At 55.2% G+C, this 19,791-nt stretch carries 12 protein-coding genes and 1 pseudogene; 1 reads left to right on the plus strand and 12 read right to left on the minus strand.

Features of this window, described 5'->3' with window-relative positions:
- Positions 1-2 precede the first annotated feature (2 nt).
- From AC1MEK_RS18795 to AC1MEK_RS18810, 4 genes and pseudogenes are all read right to left on the minus strand, one after another.
- A complete protein-coding gene (locus AC1MEK_RS18795) occupies positions 3-1,598 on the minus strand; it encodes a site-specific DNA-methyltransferase (RefSeq protein ID WP_480397772.1) in 1,596 nt (531 codons plus the stop codon).
- Positions 1,599-2,053: 455 nt separating this feature from the next.
- Positions 2,054-2,555, minus strand: a pseudogene (locus AC1MEK_RS18800) (transposase); the annotation flags it as partial.
- A gap of 14 nt (positions 2,556-2,569) precedes the next feature.
- A complete protein-coding gene (locus AC1MEK_RS18805) occupies positions 2,570-3,604 on the minus strand; it encodes a YagK/YfjJ domain-containing protein (protein WP_480397773.1) in 1,035 nt (344 codons plus the stop codon).
- A 336-nt stretch (positions 3,605-3,940) separates the two neighbouring features.
- Complete coding sequence (locus AC1MEK_RS18810; RefSeq protein WP_480397774.1) at positions 3,941-4,174, minus strand: helix-turn-helix transcriptional regulator; 234 nt, start codon at positions 4,172-4,174, stop codon at positions 3,941-3,943.
- 547 nt (positions 4,175-4,721) lie between these two features.
- Here AC1MEK_RS18810 and AC1MEK_RS18815 point away from each other — a divergent pair.
- Positions 4,722-5,171, plus strand: coding sequence for a hypothetical protein (locus tag AC1MEK_RS18815; RefSeq protein ID WP_480397775.1), 450 nt, complete (start codon positions 4,722-4,724; stop codon positions 5,169-5,171).
- Between the two features lie 272 nt (positions 5,172-5,443).
- On the opposite strand, the gene AC1MEK_RS18820 is transcribed toward AC1MEK_RS18815, so the two are convergent.
- The 8 genes from AC1MEK_RS18820 to zorB1 form a co-directional block, all read right to left on the minus strand.
- Complete coding sequence (locus AC1MEK_RS18820) at positions 5,444-6,355, minus strand: restriction endonuclease (protein WP_480397776.1); 912 nt, start codon at positions 6,353-6,355, stop codon at positions 5,444-5,446.
- Positions 6,356-6,383: 28 nt separating this feature from the next.
- Entirely contained in the window at positions 6,384-9,584 is a 3,201-nt protein-coding gene (locus AC1MEK_RS18825) for a type I restriction endonuclease subunit R (protein ID WP_480397777.1), read from the minus strand.
- On the minus strand, positions 9,584-10,978 hold the full coding sequence (locus tag AC1MEK_RS18830) for a restriction endonuclease subunit S (RefSeq protein ID WP_480397778.1): 1,395 nt from the start codon (positions 10,976-10,978) through the stop codon (positions 9,584-9,586). Before AC1MEK_RS18830 ends, AC1MEK_RS18825 begins: the two co-directional genes overlap by 1 nt.
- A complete protein-coding gene (locus AC1MEK_RS18835; protein WP_480397779.1) occupies positions 10,975-11,997 on the minus strand; it encodes a PDDEXK nuclease domain-containing protein in 1,023 nt (340 codons plus the stop codon). Before AC1MEK_RS18835 ends, AC1MEK_RS18830 begins: the two co-directional genes overlap by 4 nt.
- On the minus strand, positions 11,994-13,976 hold the full coding sequence (locus AC1MEK_RS18840) for a type I restriction-modification system subunit M (RefSeq protein ID WP_480397780.1): 1,983 nt from the start codon (positions 13,974-13,976) through the stop codon (positions 11,994-11,996). The genes AC1MEK_RS18835 and AC1MEK_RS18840 overlap by 4 nt, the downstream gene beginning before the upstream one ends.
- 194 nt (positions 13,977-14,170) lie before the next feature.
- Positions 14,171-17,425: a type I Zorya anti-phage system protein ZorD gene (zorD, locus tag AC1MEK_RS18845; protein WP_480397781.1), complete on the minus strand. Its 3,255-nt coding sequence runs from the start codon at positions 17,423-17,425 to the stop codon at positions 14,171-14,173.
- A complete protein-coding gene (gene zorC, locus AC1MEK_RS18850; RefSeq protein ID WP_480397782.1) occupies positions 17,425-19,050 on the minus strand; it encodes a type I Zorya anti-phage system protein ZorC in 1,626 nt (541 codons plus the stop codon). The genes zorD and zorC overlap by 1 nt, the downstream gene beginning before the upstream one ends.
- Positions 19,047-19,790, minus strand: coding sequence for a type I Zorya anti-phage system protein ZorB1 (gene zorB1 / locus AC1MEK_RS18855; protein ID WP_480397783.1), 744 nt, complete (start codon positions 19,788-19,790; stop codon positions 19,047-19,049). Before zorB1 ends, zorC begins: the two co-directional genes overlap by 4 nt.
- Position 19,791: the final 1 nt, after the last annotated feature.

Here is a 19,791-nt window from a genome sequence, read left to right on the forward strand (position 1 = left end):
GGTTACACCTCTAGCGCATAAGGGGTTTGCTTGAAGGTGATGCCCTCGCGTGCGGCGCGTGCACCCAGACGGTTGGCGGCGGCGTAGATCACTTTCGGTCCAGCGAATGTCGGCAACACGTCCAGCACCGGGCCGGTGAGCACATTGCCACCGGCCACGGATTTGTCCTTGAGAATGCCGTTGTAGAGCAGGTAAATGGCGCGCCCATCGTGCATGCCCAAAAGGGGCGAGTCGGATTGCCCGGTGTAGCCAGTGCCAGTTTCGGCAAACCAAACGAACTCGGCCAACTGGCCAAATTTTACGTCGCCGCGTATTTGGCCGTAGGCGTCGAACAACGGCTCCTGAGTAAGACGGCAGAACTGGAACCCTCCGCCCAGACCGTCAACGGCCTTGTCCTTGGAGCTGGTCCAACCCTGAGCTGCGCGGCGCACTCGCTCAGTGGTCACGCTCTGGGCGATTCGTTCATCCATTTCCACCAAAATGAAACGGCGATTGCCCCCATCTTCGGAGTTCTGCCTGAGCACTGCGTGGCCGGTAGTGCCGGATCCGGCGAAGCTATCGAGGATTAGCGAATCTTTTTCACTTGCCTGAGAAATGATCAACTGGATCAATTTCGATGGCTTTGGAAAAGCAAAAACCTTCGGCCCCAGAAGCTCTGAAAGCTCCTTTGTTGCCTCTACGTTGCCCGGAGCTTCAAGGACGGTCGAGAATCCAGTTGTATCGGATTTCATGTCTGAAACGAATCGTTTCAGTCGTGGCCGACCGTTCGGCTTCTTTGGCCAAAGAATTCGACCATCACGAATAAGCTGGTCCATCCGCTCACGTCCGTATATCCAACCACGAGAGGGATGTGGAGGATACTCTTGACCAGTATCAGGATGAACCATGTCGTAATGAAGATTTGGACGCTCTGATGCATTGGCAAGACCTGTGAGGTTGTCACTCATCCAAGCGCCACGTGCATCATTGTCAGGATTCGAGTACTTCTCAAGATCCTTTGCCTGGCCAGCAACTCGAAATCCTTCTGATTTCTGATAGACCATAACGCATTCATGGTCGCTAGAAATTCCTGATAGGTTTCGGCTATCTGGACTAGTACGCCGTTTCCAGATGAAGGTTGCAACGAAGTTACGAGCCTCAAATATTTCATCCATCAACAAGCGCAGCGTGGCCACTTCGTTATCGTCGATGGATACGAATATCGCCCCATCTTCACGCAAAAACTGTCTAAGTAGCACCAACCGTGGATACATCATGCACAGCCAGCGGTCATGGCGGTCTAGCGTCTCGCCTTCCTTACCCACCACTTCGCCCAGCCACTTTCGAATCTCAGGGCTGTTTACATTGTCGTTGTACACCCACCCCTCGTTGCCGGTATTGTAAGGCGGGTCGATATAGATGCACTTCACCTGCCCTGCATAGCGCGGCAGCAAGGCCTTAAGCGCATGTAAGTTGTCGCCTTGCACGATGAGGTTGCCGCTGTCCTTGCCGTGATTGTCACCACAGGAGAGCTCGGCCACCGGCTCTAGCAGACGGAACGGTACATCCTTGTGGTGCTTCACCACAGCTTCCTTGCCGATCCAGTTTAATGTTGGCATTACGCCCTTCCTTCAATTCATGCGCGATGACTGCAGGTCATCGCTGTGTTGTTCTGTCCATCCAGTCGGCAACGGCCGCAATACACTCGGGCGACGCGCCTGCTCAGCCAGCGGCCTAGTAGAGCGCCCAGAGCTCCGAAAGTCGCGAGCCGCAGCGAACTGCAAACCCGGCAAATTATCAGGTCAGTACCTACCACGCGAGCTTTGCATCCCCAGTACAGAAGCTCGGAATTGCCAAACCCGCCATTTCAAAGCTACCGGGACTCACCTAGATCCCTCCGATTACCTCCAGACTGGCGCTGGATCCCCTAGCAACCTGTTGAAATTTGGCGTTATGACCGCGAGGACTGCCGCCACAACGCAGTCCTAGCGGTCACGCGCCCTTGCCCAGAGCGGTGAACAGGTGAAATCGCCAGTTTTCACAGATTCCGAACGCATATTCCCAATTGAGGCATTCATGCAGCTGAACCTGCAGCCAGCAACTTCGACAGACGCACCAGATTGCTTGCCGCCATGACCAGTTGGAACAGCGCGGAGACACGCTCTAGCCCCCTGTGTCTCACCTCCCGGCAGCCACCTTGAGCCAGCAGAAGTGGGTTTCGATCCAGGCAGGTATCTTCAGGCTCAGGCAATAGCCAGGATAACGAGTGATACGGCAGTCGATAACCTGCTCCGGCCATCGGTGTTCTGGACTAGATGAGGCATAACCCCAAGGGCGCGACAGGCGGCCACGAAGTCAACCGCGTAGTAAGCCTTGTCTGCAGCCAGACTGCGTCGACGGTGCCCCTAGCGTGCTAAGTATCGCTAGCGCGGCTTCACGTTCGCTACGTCCACCGGCCAGGCTCATGTGGGCACCGCGCACCAGACCGCTAGGGTTTCCATCAGCACATGCCCCATGTAACTCAACTGTGCTCCCGGGTTGTGGCTATTGCGCCACAGCCGGGCGTCCGGATCGCTGGCAACCCATCGGATCACCAGCGCGATCTGGAACTGCCGCCCCAACCTGCATGATCAATACGGTCACTGGGGGAGCGAAGCGATTCGTCACCCCGCAAGTCTCTCTTCACCACTCCCTTTCGTAAGCAGCGAGCCCCCACTGGTTTAAGCCTCAGGTGCTGATCATTCTTGACTAGGTAGCGCATGACGTAATGCACATTACGCCGTGCATTTAGATCACGCCGACGGATCAACCCAACTCCTTGCCGGTCCCGGTACTTTTCTTTCTCACGATTGCAGTTGTGGTAACTGCCCTGGCCACGAGTGATGCGCTCCCACAACTCACCAATTTGTTGCGCTCTGTAGATGTCAGCGCTCACATTAGAACCGTTGAAGAAAAAGGCTGCATGGATATGGTAGCCACGATCCTCGCCCTGCTCGACGCTGCAGATGTAGCCTGTTTCATGGTCGAAAATCAGGTTGCGCTCACGCTCATCAATCAACCGACTCAGATCGTCGAATACGCGCTCCACACGCAACCTCGCTTGGGCCTCTGCCCGATAATACAGATCAACTCTGATCACGCAGGCACGGGCGTAACGATCAAGCACGGCATCCACGTAACGGCCAATCTCGACCTCCTGCTGAGTGCATAGGTAGCGCTGGTCATGCTCCCGACGTTTGAATCTCTTCTGGGCGAGGAGAGTACGGATGCACTTGGTCAGCTCGTTCAGTGTCTCGCTGATGCTCAGATAGCGCGTTTTATCCCCATTCAAGCAGGTAATGCCGCATGGACTGAGCTCAATCCCAATGGCCTGGCAGGCTTGCTGAAAAATGCTCAACTGCCAGCTGTACTGGTAGTCTACATTCCCCTCGAACAGCGTGACCTTCTGCTCGATTCCGTCGAAGTATTTTGACAGCCTGGTTTTTCTGACCTGCTCACCCCCATGCTTCGAGTACGTGATTCGGTAGGCTTGGCTATCTGTATGCCGAATTGCGTTGATGAGGCGCTCAATCCGGATAGCGATATCGGATTGAGATCGAGGGGTATTGGTGTTTCGTTCGGTCATGGTTGTGTACCTGATTGATGGTTTCGCATACCAGGTGCGTGTTGTGTTTTTTTTGACCACCGACCTACCCCATAGACAGGGTGATAGAGCTCATGTTGCCATTAGATCTCAACCTATCGACTGATCCAGTATTGATAGCCTATACCTATATATTTAGATCCCGATCCAAGCCCCAGCGACCATCTCAGGCTGTCTAGGCAACGGGGAGCGACATTGCCTAGCCAGCCGAGATATACACCGAATCAAATCTTGGGAGAGTTAGCTGAGAGCGTTGGGCCTTCCAAGCAGCATAAATGCCATGACCAGCCTTAGCCGGTCATGGCGCAGGTGGTAGTTTTAGCTGGCCATACTCAGGCTGCTGGTGGAACGCACCGCGGCCCCCTCCTCCCCCAGATCACGCTCCTCGATCCTTGCCAAGATCCAATCGTGCACTTCCCTATCAACCCAGCCGACACAGCGGTCGCCTAGTGACAGCGGTTTGGGAAAATTGCCTTCCGCTATGTATTTGTAGATTGTCGACCGGGCCAAGCCGGTGGAAACGATGACTTCTTTCAGACGAATGATCCTCATGAGCGGTCTCCTGTAATTGGCTCAGAAGATCTGCGGGAATGGTAAAAAAAAACTATGAGCCTCCGACCCAGCCCGGCGAGCGGAAAGGACTATCAACCACAGCGAAATTTCCCCCTCCCATTGGAGCAAATGCTCTCGAACTCGACACCTAATCCAAGCGTAGGTCTGAACTGCTAGCTGGACAAGGCGACAGCTAGCAGCGGACCGTTCAGTCATGTTCAGAGCTGCTTGCGGCTTGGAGAGGATGACGACTAATTGGGGATCAGGCGATTTTCTTTAAAAAACAGATGACGATTTTCATGCCAGAAATGTCTAAAAAACAGTCTACTCCGGATGCAAAATATCTCAACAATGGAGGCCTACCCTCCCAGAATCCATGACCATACGCCACATGAAAACATGTTTCACTACGCAGTAACGTAACGCCATGTAGAGGTTAGAAAAAATAAAATAGTTACGCCGTAACGCTACCAAGTAATGACACAAGTATTGCAACCAAGCAACACAACTCGCTAACCTACCGCGGTTAACCTTTAGGTAACCCTGTATGCGTGATAATCGGGCTGATAGTGATGGAAGTACCGAGCTAGAGGAGCTGTTGCGGTCGTGGCTTGGCCTTCTAGATGATAAGAAAGCTGGATGGGCAGTCGATTACCTGAGGGGAAAGGGGTTTATCGATAGCCAGCTCAGACTCGGCCACCCACGAGAGCTAATACTGGAGTGGAGCAGAGGGCGACGATATAGCCCTTCCATGGTGCTACTTATCAAAAATATGAAAGCAGCGTGGCGGCAGAAGCAGTACAGGGATGGTTTAGCGGAGAGAAAGGCGTATAGCTTTACGCTCGACGTGCGAGTGAAGCAGCAGCTTGACCGCCTTGCTCGAAATCAAAGGAAAACAATTTCAGAAACCTTGGAAGGATTGATTAAGAAAGCGCAGCTCAAAGCTGAAAAAGCTGATGCAAAGGACCGCATCAAAAATCCCAAGCGTGACTGGTAAGACATATGAGCAGCGCTCACGCACTGCTCGATGTCCTAAGCTCAATTTCAGCCGCTAGGTATTCCAAATGGTATTCCAAGAATACTTTTAACTTAATTTTAACTATATTTATCAACGGGATAACCAACCAGTTCAACTTACCCCGGCCCACCAAATGATCAAACAAAGACGTCCATGGGCGTCTTTTTTTGTGGCTGCGATTCGGTAGGTGCAGCGCAATCAGTTCTCTCCGACACCCTACCAGCTTGCCGCGGTCGGCAAGCGTAACGGGATCACTCTTGCGCAAAGTAATCACTGTCCAACTGCTTCACCTCATAAATGTGCTTGACGCTCACACCCAGATTGTTCTCAACCATCAATCGCGCGAGTTCTACTCCATCAATCAGCACCACTTTGATATCCAGCCCGAGCACTGCAGCGCGAGCTCCTTGGGAAAACTCCGACGTGGTGATAAACACTCCCTTCCGGGCACGTTGACGAGTCAGGGCGCCGATAAAGTTATCGATGTGCGGACGATGCACAGTGTTAGTCCAGCGCTTGGCCTGGAGATAGATTAAGTCGAGCCCGAGTTTGTCCTCTTTGATGATCCCGTCGATGCCGTCGTCATTGGTTGCCTGAGTCGCCTTGCCTGCCTCTTTTCGAGAACCGCCGTAGCCCATGGCGATCATCAGATCGACCACCAGCTGCTCAAAGAATCGGGGGCTCGACGCCAATACCTGCGCCAACAGTTCATCCGCGAGAGACTGCACCAACGCCTGATGAACCTCAGCCAACTGCTCGTCCGGCGTTGTCTCGACGAGGTCAACGCGCAGTGCAACGGGTAAATCAGGCGATTGCGACTTAGCCGTATGGAAGTCCGCGAACTCGGGGAACCGCTTCAACCACGTCACAGTGATGCGTTCTGGGCCATTAGCCAACGCATCCAAACCACGCTGCGTGATCTGCACCATTCCCTTTGCAGGGATTGTCAGGAGCCCAGCCTTGTTGAGGTACGTCCGAGCCCAGCCCACTCGGTTGTTGATCACAGTCTGCTGGCCAGACGGCAGGCGCTCCTTGCGTTCGTCCTCCGTTAACTGAAACTGATCGGCGACCCGCTCACGCAACTCATTAAGCGGCAGCGGAGCACCGTTTTCCACGGTGCTTAGTACCGGGCGCATCACACTTTGAAAGTCTGGAATTGCCATCGTTTCTCTCTACCCTTACCGGCCAGCTTCAGGCACTGCGCTCGCTTCTATCATCTGAAGCAGCCGATGTTTTCAACATTTTCAGAATCATGAGTGCGAACGCCCGACTTTTAGCCTCGTTATCAAGCACTTCCAGCGAGAGCTTCTCATGGTCCGTCATAGCATCGAGCACTGTATCCAGTACCCGTTTCGGGAACAGCCCGTGCATCACTTGATCCACTGAATGGTTGTTCACCTGAGCCATCACATCCTCTTGGCGGCTGATGCGCTGGGCGATTCCCGTCAAGAATTGCAACTGGTCTTCATCACTGACCTCGGCGCCGAAGATATCGTTGAGCGCATCGATGATTTCGGACAGCCACTTCTTTTCAGGGTCATGCGGTTTTCCGCTGCCCACGTCACTACTCGGCTTGAGGCCGTATTCACCCCGTTCCTCATCCAATCGCAACTGGTGCTCAGCACGCTTACTCAGCCGGTAATGACTCAGCTGCAACTCTCCCACGTCGACATCGTCTTGCTGCAAGCGATCGACTCGTAGCAGGGGGTGAAGGTGCTTGGCGTATACACAAAGCTGTTCCAGTTCGCGGTCTTCATAGGGAACGATCTGGGAGAGGAACTCATACAAGCGTACAAAGCTTTGTAGGTTCTTGCGGAACAGGTCGAGCTGATCAACCTGCTCGCCAGCCTCCTTCAGCGCATGCTCGGCTTTTTTCAAGCCAACGCTGTCGCCATGGACTTCAGCAATGCGCTTGAAATCCATTGCCTGCTGGTGCGACTCCACCGAGAACGCATAGCGTTTGGCGAATCGCTCTTTCGCAGGCGTGCAGTAGTAGCTGAGCTTACTGGCCGCCGCTTTGGGATCAAAGAACGCCATTGCGAACGCCTCGACCTCCTGCCAGTGATAGATACCCTCAGCATCTAACTTCTTCTGCAAGTCATAGATGATCTGCGGATCAGTGACATCGAGCAGTTCTGCCTTTGTGTAGTAGGGCAAAAATGCGTCGAGAATGTCCTGCGGCTCGTTGAAAAAGTCGAGGATGAAGGTCTGCTTGCCATCACCGAAAGTGCGATTCAGCCGTGAGAGGGTTTGCACGCAATCGACGCCATGCAATTTTTTATCCACGTACATGGCACACAACTTGGGTTGATCGAAGCCTGTCTGGTATTTGTTGGCGGCGATCATCACATTGAAGTCCTGCGTATCAAAAGCGTCCGCCAGATCTCGGCCATTCAGACCCGCATTCAGCAGGCTACTACTCTCCGTCACCTCTTCAGGGATAACATCGTCGGGCAACACGCTGCCAGAAAATGCCACGAGCGGGTGGACATCGTTGTAGCCCATCTGCTGCACATAATTCTTCACAGCCAACTGATAGCGAACAGCTTCCTGGCGGCTGCTGGTCACGACCATAGCCTTGGCCTGCCCGTTCAACAGCGTGCAGATATTGGCGCGAAAATGCTCAACGATCACTTCGACCTTTTGGCTGATGTTGTAGGGATGCAGACGCACCCAGCGAGCCAGTTTGATGCGCGCCTTTTTGCTGTCGACTTCATCATCTGCACCATCAGGGTGAGCAATCTTCCAGGCAGTGCTGTAAGTGGTGTAGTTGCGCAGTACGTCGAGGATGAACCCCTCTTCGATAGCTTGGCGCATCGAGTAGAGGTGGAAGGGTTCAGGCTTATTGCTGGAACTTGCCGGCAGCGTCGGGTCGGCTGGGCGACCGAAGAGCTCCAGTGTCTTGGCCTTGGGTGTTGCGGTGAAGGCGTAGTAGCTGATGCGCTCGTTCGGTTGGCGCGCCTGTACGGCGGCGTCCAACAACTCCTCAGCGCTGACTTCCTCAGCGTCCAGCGCGTCACAGCCGAGAATCTGCTTCAGCTTGCTGGCGGATGAGCCGGTTTGTGACGAGTGCGCTTCGTCAGCAATTACAGCGTAGCGTCCGCTGGCCAACTTTGGGTATTTGTCCAGAGCATCAAACAGCGCCGGAAACGTCTGGATGGTGACGATGATAATCCGCGTCTGCTCAGCCAGCGCCTCGGCCAGTTGTTCGGACTTGCTCTGGTTGCCGATATCACGGGTGATCGGCTTGACCACGCCTTGGGCGTGCTCGAACTGGTAAATGGTGTTCTGCAGCTGACTGTCGAGAACCGTGCGGTCGGTGACGACGATTACCGAGTTGAAAAGCCGCTGCCCGTCCGCGTTATACATCGAAGCGAGTTGGTGTGCAGTCCAAGCGATAGAGTTGGACTTGCCAGAGCCGGCGCTGTGCTGAATCAGATAGCGTTTCCCTGGACCTTCGACGTGGGTAGTCTCGATGATTTTGTTAACCACCTCCCACTGGTGATAACGCGGGAAGATCATCGCTTCTTTGGTTACCTGCGTGCCGTCGAAGCTTTCACTGGTCTTTTTCTCCAGATGCAGAAAACGCCCCAGAACCTTGAGCCAGGCATCTGGCCGGAACAGGCGTTGCCACAGGTAACTGGTGGCGTACTGGCTGTCGTCGGCAGGCATTGGATTACCCGCGCCGCCCTCCTCGCTACCCAGGTTGAACGGCAGGAAAAAAGTGTCCTTGCCCGCGAGTTTGGTGGTCATCGCCACTTCATTCTGGCCCACAGCAAAGTGCACCAGGGCACCGCGTTTGAAGGTCAGTAGCGGCTCGGGTTTGCGCGTCAGCGGATCTTTGACCGGGCGGTCGTAACGGTACTGGCGCTTGGCGTTCTCCACCGACTGTTTGAACTCGCTTTTCAGCTCCAGCGTCGCAGTGGGGATGCCGTTGACAAACAGCACCAGGTCCAGACGTGGGTTGTAGCTTTGTCCACTGGCACCTGCGTCACGCGCATGGGGCGAGTAGGACACCTCCGGCACCACGCGCAAGCGGTTGCATTGATAGCGTTTCAGAGTATCCGGGTTCATGCCGTGGTCGGGCTGGAAGCTGCACAGTTCAAGCCGCTGGCCTAAATTTTTGAAGCCGTGGCGCAGCACATCCAGAGTGCCGCTTTGCTCCAGTTCGCGGACCAGCTTTTGCACGAGTAGATCATCCGGGTTGTTCGGATTGGCCTTGGCGAACTTGTCCCAACGCTCGGGCCACGCATCTTTGAAGTAGCCCAGTACGTCTTCGGTATACAGCGCCGTGTTGCGGTCGTAGCCGCTGGCAGTGCCGACCAGCCAGCCTTGGGAAGACAACGCGTCGATGATGTCCTGCTGGAATTGTGCTTCCTTGCTGTCCGCCATTACACGACCTCTTCTGCTAATTCGGGGTGTGGTGCGCTGACCGGTGGTTGCCAGCCGCGTACGTCGATTTTGCCGGTGACGGCGGCGGAGATTAGGGCGGAGCGGCGCTCAGAGATCAGCCTCACCGAAGACTCTGCCTCCTTGATGAGTCGGTCATAAGAGTCACAGCGCTTGGCTAGGAAATCAGAAATCTCCTTCTGCTCAGACAGCGGCGGTTCAAAAAGCGGAATATTTCCGATATCCGCCATATTGAAATGACTGACGGTACTTCCTTGAGACAACTGTTTAACGAAGTCTGAAGCCAGTCCAGCATATATTGAGCGGACAGTAAATGCAGGATCAATCCTGGTCTTATCTAGCTTAAAAAGAACCATACGTTGGCCCAAGCATATTTCAAGGTTTTCTGGCACCAAACATGCCTCACCCGCCGGCGCCTCCCTTGTAAAAAGTATATCTAATGGCTCTGGCACCCCTCTCCTAGTCCAGCCAATATATGTATTCCTGTCGGCATATTTTGCCCCCTCAAGACTAAGCGAGCCGTTTCGAACATTCGTCGTGCGACAAACCAGGTATTCACCCTCATCACTGTACTCAGCAGTTTTATGCTCAGCATCAATCATTGCGTTCAATATGTGCTTGATACGAATCTGCTTCCAATGCGCCGGTACCGCGCCTAGCCACTCGACTCCCGAATCTTTCATCGGCACCGTGAAGTCCAGACCTTTGGTAACGGCGCTGGAGATCACGGCCTGGCGCTTTTCCTTGAGCAGTTCGATCAGGCGCTGCTGCTCTTCAATCAGCCCATCAATGCGGGCAGTTTCGTGATCGAGGAAGTGGGCGATCAGGGTTTGCTCGCGCTTTGGCGGCTCGGCGAAAAGCAAGCTCCGAAAATCATCTTGCCCAAGATTCTGCATGCTTGCACTTGTTCCAGAACAGGCCATTTTTACCTGCTCTCGATATTCCCGAGACTTGGTGAAGTAGAACAAGAATTCTGGAGAATGACTTTCCAAGAAATAAACTTGCCAAAGCCGGTCTGGCAGGAATATCCCTTCTGGAGCTTCGGTAACCAGACCTGTAGCCCCCACCAGATCCGGAGTATTCATTCTACTGACAATAAGCGTGTTCTCTATCAGCGGGCAGCTGACTCTACTCAGGTCGTCATCATCAACCGTCTTGTTTTCAGTCCAGTCAAACTTTCCCGTATATACACAACTTGTCTTTAGAACGCCCAAGCAGCCCGGTTCGGCCGGAAAATCAGCCGCATTGACACTAGTGCCAGACTCGATGCGTTCAATTGCCCGTTTGAGTGGGTGTACAGCCCAACTCTCCGGCACCTCTCCCAACCACTCCACCCCGGAATCCTTGTACACCGGGTACGGCTTGAACTGGCTCATTGCGCCTCTCCTTGCGCGGCATTCAGCGCATAGAACTCATGCAGCTTGGCCTGCAGCAATTGCTTATCCGGCAGGCGGGTCTGGTATTCGGCGATCAGCGCCGGCGACAGGCTGCGATTAAGAGCGTACTCGACCACTTCGTCGTCCTTGCTGGCGCAGAGCAGCACGCCGATGGCGGGGTTTTCGTGAGGTTTGCGCTCGTTACGGTCCAGCGCTTCCAGGTAGAAGCCGAGCTTCCCCAAGTATTCCGGCTCAAAGCGGCCAACCTTGAGCTCGATGGCCACCAGGCAGTTGAGGCCACGGTGGAAGAACAGCAGATCCAGGGCGAAGTCGCGACCGCCGACCTGCAGCGGATATTCGGAGCCGACAAAGCAGAAGTCGCGGCCCAACTCGATCAGGAAATCCTTGAGGCGTGCCAACAGTCCTTGATGCAGATCGGCCTCGGCATGGCCGCCGGGCAGGTCGAGAAACTCGACCATGTAGGCATCGCGGAACACTTCCAACGCGGTGGGGTGAGTCTGTTTCAGCACTGCCGAGGCTTTTGCCGGCCGGGTGACGCTGCGCTCAAACAGCGCCGTCTTGAACTGGCGCTCCAGCTCGCGCTTCGACCATTTCTCCTGAACCGCCATACGCAGGTAGAACTCCCGCTCTTGCGGGTGCTTGCTCTGGCTGAAGATGATCAGGTTGTGCGACCAGGACAATTGTCGCACCAGTGGTGCGACATTTTCCTCGGTGCGGTAGGTCTCGTAGAACTGCCGCATGCGGAACAAATTCGACCGGGTGAAACCGCGCAATCCAGGTTGGGTCCGGGCCAGATGTTCGGCCAGCTGACTGACCACGGCATCACCCCACTCAGCCTGTTCCAGCTTGCCGCTGATATAAGCGCCGACCTGCCAGTACAACTCGATCAGCCGGGTATTCACCGCCTGCATGGCCTGCTGCCTGGCACTGTGAATCAGCGCGAGCACTTCGTCGAAGCGGTCGTCCGTTGCACTGCGGGGTGTGTTTGGCTCGCTCATGCCGACAGCGCCTCGATCATCTGCTTGATGCGGTCGGTGCAAGCTTTGAGGTCACGGTCGATGGCTTCCAGCGGACGCGGCGGCTGGAAAACATAGAAGTGCCGGTTGAACGGAATCTCGAAGCCAACGATACCGACCTCGCCGTCTTGAGCGTCGGTTTTGCTCTCATCAATCCAGGCATCCGCCACATGGGGAATGACTTCGCGCTGGAAGTAGTCATACACCGACTCGCCCAGCGGCACGTTCTCGTTATCGCGCAGGCCGGTGTCCGCTTCGGGCTGCCCTTTGATCATGCAGATATCCGCTTCGGGATCACGCTCGCTCAGGGCATTGAGCAGGGCTTTGAGCTCCGGTGCGCTCAGGCTAAGACTCTGTGCGGCAAGGCTTTTTTTCAGCAGATTGCTGAATTGTTCGCGATTTCGGTGCAGCACACTGGCATCCATCGCTTGCAAGGCAGCCATCAACTGTAGCTGCGTGGCGCTGTCGAGTTTCTGCAGGGCTTTTTCTTCCAGCACTTTCCCGAGACGCTCGGCGCTGGTCTGGAAGTTCAGCCGCAACGGACGTTCAACCGTGATACGGCGGTAGCCGAATGCATCAATGGGGAAAATTTTGCTCTGCGGGGTCTGCTCAAAGCTGCCATATAGACGCACCAGCTCTTCGATTTGATCCTCGGTAATGTACTGACGCTTGCTGCCCAATGATTTGCGCATCTTTTCGGAATGCCCGCTACCGTCAATCAGCTGCACCTTACCCTGGCGCACAGCAGCTTTGTGGTTGCTGAGTATCCACACATAGGTCGCAATACCGGTGTTGTAGAACATATCCGTCGGCAACGCGACGATGGCTTCAACCAGGTCGTTTTGCAGCAGATAGCGTCGGATCTCCGACTCGCCCGAGCCGGCACCACCGGTGAACAGCGGCGAGCCGTTAAGGATGATGCCGATGCGGGAGCCACCGTCGCGTGGGTCACGCATCTTGCTGACCAGATGCAGGAGGAACAGCAGCGAGCCGTCGGACACACGCGGCAGGCCCGGGCCGAAACGACCGTCGAAGCCCTTCACCGTGTGCTCGTCGGTGATCTGCTTCTGCACTTTCTTCCATTCCACGCCAAACGGCGGATTGCTGAGCATGAAATCGAAGTGATACTCGGGGCCGGCCAGTTGGTCGTTGGAAAGAGTATTGCCAAGCTTGATGCGTTCGACTTTCTGGCCTTTGATCAGCATGTCCGCCTTGCAGATGGCATAGGACTCGGGGTTGAGTTCCTGGCCGTGCAGCGAGACGCTGACCTTTTCGCTGATGGACTGGATGTACTCATCACCCTCAGACAAAAAGCCACCGGTCCCCGCAGTCGGGTCATAGATGGTTACGATGCTGTTAGGTGCGAGCTTGTGGTCCTGATCGGTGATCACCAGCGAGGTCGTGAGGTGCACGATATCGCGCGGGGTGAAGTGTTCCCCGGCAGTTTCATTGGAGCTCTCCGCAAACTTGCGGATCAACTCTTCGAAGATGATACCCATGCCGAAGTTGCTGATACGTTCAGGACTCAAGTCAGTGGCGGCAAATCGCTGCACCACCTGATACAGCAGATTGGCGCTCTGCAACTGCTGAACAAAATCCTCGAAGTGAAAGTGCTCGAAGATCTCGCGGGCATCTTTGCTGAACGCCTGCACGTAACTCATCAGATCGGCGGCGGTCTGGGTATCGGACAGACGTCCAAGAGTCAGTGGCGAAGCGTTAAAAAACTGCTGCCCAGCAGCGCGCAGCAAAATCATTTCGCGCACGGTATCTGGACGGCCTTCTTGCGCGAAGGTCTGCTTGACCACCTCGTCTTTGGTGGGTGCAAGCACGCACTCCATACGGCGCAAAAGCGTGAACGGCAGGATGATGCGACCGTACTGCGACTGCTTGAAGTCACCGCGCAACAGATCGGCAATCGACCAAAGAAAAGCGGCCGTCTGGGAATGATTTTCCGTGTTCACGCGATAACTCCTCGGAGCATGGGCAAAAAGCGGGAGTTTACCACCCGACAGCTCCCATCAGGAGCACCCATCCAAGGTTGTTAGCCGCCGCAAAGCACGCAGGCACTCTAGACCGAGCGCGAGCTCTCTGGCGTGACTCAGTTAGCATCAAAGCAATTATTAGCCAGCCCCATAGATCCGGACTGGTCACTGCATCACGCTGTCTGTCCTCCCAGCAAAGCCTCGAAATCCGAAGCTTGAATCTCCGAAGCCCCACTCAACATATCCCGCGCCAACGCTCGTCGCTTACTCAACAGCTCATCCAGCGTCGCCTCAAATGTCGGCATCGCCGCATCCCGAACCGTTGGGTAGTACACATACACATCCTTCAGCTGCCCAATCCGGTAGGCCCGATCGGTCGCCTGATCCTCCTTGGCCGGGTTCCAGCAACGCGTGAAGTGAATGACGTGGTTGGCGGCCTGCACGTTCACTCCGAATCCGACGGCGATAGTGGACAGGATGATCACGGCGAAACCTGGCAGCTCCTGGAATTGATCGATCAGCCTCTGCCGGCTATTGGCGCTCTGACTGCTGGTACTGGTATCACCGTTGATGACGGTCGCCCGAAATCCGAAATGCTGCTGAATCGCGTGCTGCAACTCACGCTGAATATCACGCAACTCGGTAAAGACGATGACCTTGTCACCGTTTCCGGCTCTTTTGATCGACTCAAGCGTCTGCATCAGCCACTGCAACTTCGGCGATTTATCGCGCAAGCGCGTGTCTGGCTGAACGCTGTAAGGATGGGCGCAAATCAGCTTGAGCTTGTGCAGTAACCCCAGCATGCCGGAGGTCTTCCGATCGAGCTGTTCTTCAATCTGCCGCTTCTGGCTGTACACCGATATTTCGGAGAGGTACAGATTGCGCTGCAGGGCATGCATGCTAAGCGAACGACACGCGGCGTCTTCGATTTTGGCCGGCAGGTCCTTGGCGATGTCTTGCTTGGTGCGCCGCAATGTCTGCGGTTCGATCAGCCCACGCAGGCGTTCCAACGCATCCGTATCACGCTCCAGTGCGGCTTCGATGGGGCGCTGATAGTCGCGACCGAACTGGTTCAGGCCGCCCAGGAATCCTGGCTGAATAAAGTCGAACAGGCACCAGAGATCGATCAGGGTGTTCTCGACCGGCGTACCGGTACACGCCACTCGGAACCGTGCGGGAATAGCTTTGATCGCTTGAGTCACCAATGCCGCCGGGTTCTTCAGTTTCTGAGCTTCGTCACATACGACGATGGACCATTGCTGGCGCGCCAGGGAAAACTCCTGATCACGCAGCGTCTCGTAAGTCGTCAGGACGATTCGGGCATCGCCCATCCAACCGGGGCGCAGCAGGTTCTTGATGCCTTTGGTTTTCAAGTCCGCTGGAATTTCATCTTTCTTGAACTTCACTGCACTCAGGGCTGAGCCGTACAGCTTCAATACAGGCAGCGCGTCAGCAAAGAAGAACCGGTGAAGCTCTCGCTCCCAGTTATCGAGTAACGAGACCGGAGCGACGATCAGTGTTGGCTGATCTTTTGGGTACTGTTCAAGGTACCAGACCAAGAAGGTGAGCAACTGGATCGTTTTCCCAAGCCCCATGTCATCAGCGAGCAAGCAACCCGATACGTCCGTAGGGGACAAACGGAACAAATGCTGCAACCACGCCACGCCTTGAAGCTGATGGTCGCGCAGAACGACTTCTGGCTTGAGCAAGCCAGGCAGCTCTGGCGTTGCGTCCAAAGCGGCGCGTAACGCTGCTTGACGCACTTGAACGTAAGTTGGCTCGTCAATGTTGTGGCCGATTTGCAGTACAGCGCGGCCAACTTTCTCTCGTTGCTCAATCTGGTCGTTCTGGACAGGCGCGATCTTCTTCGACCAGGTATCAAACAGTTGCTCGGCAGCAGCAATCGAGAGTGGCGTCTCGGACTCTGGCAAACAGACCGTTTCATCACCGGCAGCGCGAGCTTCATCGAGCCGCTGCCCAAACGCTTCAAATTGAGCGCGATCGGAAGGATCCCACCGACCGAGGATTTCTGCGTCGACGCCCAGCGCTGCCACATCCTTCGGCAGCCAGTTCTCGGTCGCCTCTTTGACAAGGAAAGGCGAGGTAATTCTTTCCGCTTCCCCAATGCCCGTCACACGGTCGCCATAGAGGGAAAGGTCCAGGACCGACTCAAACTCGATACCGGCCGCCTCGTTTTGCCACCTTTTAAGCAGGTCATTGATGCCTGCCAACTGACGCAAATCAAAATCGCTGAGCTCCAGCTCGTAGCTCTGCCAGAAGCCCGCAGGCATGCCAGCAGCCAACTTCAGTTGCAGCTCATGCACGAGCGGCGCGAGCTCATGGGCGGCTTTGAACTCAATTTCGATGGGCGCTTGCGGAGTTGTCGAAATCGGTTCGAGCGTCAGTGTTACCTGTTGGATATGCTGGCACGTTTCATCCAGCTTGGGTTCCAGATGGAAGCGATGAAAGAAAATACCGGCCTCGGCGAGCTCGTCTTCATAGGCATCGGCATCCAGCACTTGCACGGCATCTTCGCCGAGTGTGCTGTAAGGGTTACGGACAAATGAAAGGGCATCGTCGCCTGCGACCCGACGCCCGGGCAACGAGCGCACGTAGTCCAATACCGATTTAACCTCAGGCTCAATCAGAACATGGGTCAGCGATCCATCGTCACCCGTTACCCGGTATCGATCCTGAACCTGCCTGGCACCGTCAAAACTGTCGAGCCAGTTGGCCGGCTGGCCTTCGAAGCTTGGTTGCAGCTCGATAACCGGCGTGTCGCCCAAGGTCGATTTTCGCGGGTTGAGTCGCAGCTTTTCGGGTTTGATAACAACGGTCTTGTCCAAAAAACCATCCATACCCGCGTCAGCCTTGCGCGCCAGCTTCCTGATGCTGGCCCAGCCGATCTGATTGGTGACTTCACCTGGCTCACTTTGCTGTGCCAGATAAAGCTGTCTTACAGCACCAGTCAGCTTCCACGACGCCTCAGGCAGAATTTCTGTGGTGCCCTGATACTGAACGATGGGCCCCGTACGCTGCACCTGCACATTGGCGTTGGACTGCGGATCACGCCAGCCGCTGATGGACACTTTGAAATCGTCGGAGGCAAGGCTGCCCTGGCTGCTCAATTGAGGGATGAGGGCTGTCTGCGGCGGCAACCCCAATAGCGGCAGGCTTGTTACGTGCTCGGGCTCATCCAGCAGCCGGTAGAGCTCATCCCACGTCAGCAACCAGCGATCGCTCAGCTGGGAGACGAACTCCTCTTCTTCCAGCTGATCAAGATAACTGGCCAGCGACCAGGACTCGGTATTCTCCGCCAAGCTCAGGGGATAACAGATCCCCTGCTCCTCAATGGAAAAAACCGGCTCAGTCTTTTCTGCTGTCGAGTTCGGCTGCAGGCCAATGCCTTTGAAGAAACGCTTGAGCATTACTGTCTCCAGAAGCGGAGTGGCTGGTTATTGACGGGCCTGAAGCCCAGGCGCTGAAGTGCAGTTACGGCGGTCGGGTCATGGTCATCAAGCTGGACCTGAAATGCACCGCCGCGCTCGCGCTGATCATAAGTCCTGTGCTTGACCGACTTCAGTGCGCCACGGACCTGGTCTTCAAGAGAAAACGGCTTGGCTGAACCTGCCGCTGCGGCCTGACTCTGTACACGGATACCCAACTTCTCGAGGGCATCGTCGAATCTGCTGAGCCAGCCCTCTACACAATTTGAGCGGCTAGGTGCAGGCGAATGCCGCATGGGATTGAACGCACTTGGCTGCTTCAGATCTGCTTTAAGTGCAAGCTGAGATTTATCCGGATTGAACGGCGATTTGTCTGCTTGGTACACGTAGCAGGCGTTACCTGTTCCAGAGAACTCCACGAAAAAATAGTTCCCAATCTGCATCACTACAGCATTGTTGTGCCCAGAACCGCCTACCAGTTTACTCAAGCGCCCTTTGTTCTTCTCACGGAAATGAACGAAGTCCCGCCCATTATCTTGCCAGGCGTCCGAGCCCATGACGATTCGGGTATAGCTCATTTGGTTGGCAAATCTCAGCCAGTAAAACAGACGCGACTGATCAACCTCGGAGTCTCCCTTCAACAGATTGAAGAAATGCTCCAGGTCCTCCTTTGCGAACCACGCCACAACCATCGCGCAGACATCCTTATCGACATACTGCAGCCAGCTGTTTTGTCTGGAGCGGATCTGCGGACTACCCCAATTGTCGAGCGCAAGCTGTTTGAGCAGCGAGGACGGTTTCTCTCGATAAGCCGCCAATTGGTAACGCGACAGGCATGCACTCAAAATTTCGTTCATGTACCGCGGGTGCTGCCGGCCGGTATCGACCAGGTCGGCCAAACGCTGAGAGAACTCGGCGTCATCCAGCATGAAAATGCGAGAAATCAATACGGTAAAAATCCTGCGCCACAGCCAGCTGTTATCCGGGATCTGCGCAATCGTCTGCAATGCAGAAAGGTCGCTAATCTCGCCCTTGAACATCTGATCACCCAGCGTGGCACCTGCTTGCTCGGAAAAAAGCTCCTGATGTTGCTGAACGATCTGCACCCATTCCTTCACGCGCTTCTGCTGGTCTCTGACGCATTCGAAACCGAGCTGAACGTCTTCGCGCAGCAGGCACCAATTGGCGTTCTGAGCAGGTGTAGCAGCGTCGTACCCAAAGTAGCTGAAGCACAGCGCCAACCAATCCCGGCGGCTCAGCCTTCGCTTTTCGATACGCTGATGCACTTCGTCGTGCACCCGGGCGTACAGCTGGTCATCGTCCAGAATCGGCCCGACGCGCTCACTCTTGTCTGAAAGGCCGGCGAACACCAACCGCCATTCCGACGCGTTGAGTGGCAGTACATTGCGAAACTTGCTGATCGCAGCACGGCGCTTTTCTTCGGGGGGCGGCAAGGCCTTTTCAGCGCGCTCGAATCGCTCGTAAAGATCAACTCCCGCAGCAGCCAGGCGGGGGAATCGCTCCAACAGTTCAGGGACCTGCGCCGTACGATGAGCTGACAGACTGTGGCGAATGGCGGCGGAAAGTCTCGCGATCGAGCTGGTCATCGGTTCATTGCCAACTGACATTTTTCCACGTCAGTGTTAGTGAACACCGGCGCATCGGGCTTGAGATTACCCTCCTTCTCCTTCAAGCCAAAGAACTGCATACGCAACTCCACTCGCCGGCTTTCTTCCTTGGTGTCCTTTGCATTGTTGAAGGACACACCCCCCGCCAAAAACATTGATCTGATTTGCTGCTGATGCTCCGCCGACAATCCGACTTGGAGCGGGCTGCGACTATCGAGCAGGCTGCACATCACCCACTCCGAACGCTGCAATGACAGGTGCAAGTTATAGAGGTAGGAACCGTCAGTGTCGGTCGACCCTTCGATCACAACCTGTTTGAACCATTTGCGACCTTCTTCGCTGTTGGCCGCATCCAGAATCATCGGCACCACTTCCTGAAGCGCAGACTGACCATCGTTGCTTAACGCGTACTGGTTATGTCCAAAGCGACCGGCATCGCCGAAGCTAATCCGGTTGTCCTTGCAATCCACGATGATCTTTTTGCTGGCCGTCTCAGCCTTCAGGCTCAAGCGCTCGCAGATCTCGCTGATATCCTTATTACGCTGTTTTTCACCCTGCTCTGCTTGGTTAATACGCTGCGTCACAGAACTCAAAGCCGCCACCATGACCACCAGAAAAAGGATCATCATCGCCGTCATCAAATCAGCGAAGGAGATCCAGAAAGGCTTCTCTCCCTCGTCTTTGGAGCGGGCAGCCGAAGGCATTTGCTTACCAAACATC

The organism is Pseudomonas sp. 2 (assembly GCF_056627435.1).

Coding starts and splice junctions, on each gene's coding strand:
- AC1MEK_RS18795 (WP_480397772.1), bottom strand. CDS start 1,598: ATGCCAACATTAAACTGGATCGGCAAGGAAGCTGTGGTGAAGCACCAC.
- AC1MEK_RS18805 (WP_480397773.1), bottom strand. CDS start 3,604: ATGACCGAACGAAACACCAATACCCCTCGATCTCAATCCGATATCGCT.
- AC1MEK_RS18810 (WP_480397774.1), bottom strand. CDS start 4,174: ATGAGGATCATTCGTCTGAAAGAAGTCATCGTTTCCACCGGCTTGGCC.
- AC1MEK_RS18815 (WP_480397775.1), top strand. CDS start 4,722: ATGCGTGATAATCGGGCTGATAGTGATGGAAGTACCGAGCTAGAGGAG.
- AC1MEK_RS18820 (WP_480397776.1), bottom strand. CDS start 6,355: ATGGCAATTCCAGACTTTCAAAGTGTGATGCGCCCGGTACTAAGCACC.
- AC1MEK_RS18825 (WP_480397777.1), bottom strand. CDS start 9,584: ATGGCGGACAGCAAGGAAGCACAATTCCAGCAGGACATCATCGACGCG.
- AC1MEK_RS18830 (WP_480397778.1), bottom strand. CDS start 10,978: ATGAGCCAGTTCAAGCCGTACCCGGTGTACAAGGATTCCGGGGTGGAG.
- AC1MEK_RS18835 (WP_480397779.1), bottom strand. CDS start 11,997: ATGAGCGAGCCAAACACACCCCGCAGTGCAACGGACGACCGCTTCGAC.
- zorD (WP_480397781.1), bottom strand. CDS start 17,425: ATGCTCAAGCGTTTCTTCAAAGGCATTGGCCTGCAGCCGAACTCGACA.
- zorC (WP_480397782.1), bottom strand. CDS start 19,050: ATGACCAGCTCGATCGCGAGACTTTCCGCCGCCATTCGCCACAGTCTG.
- zorB1 (WP_480397783.1), bottom strand. CDS start 19,790: ATGTTTGGTAAGCAAATGCCTTCGGCTGCCCGCTCCAAAGACGAGGGA.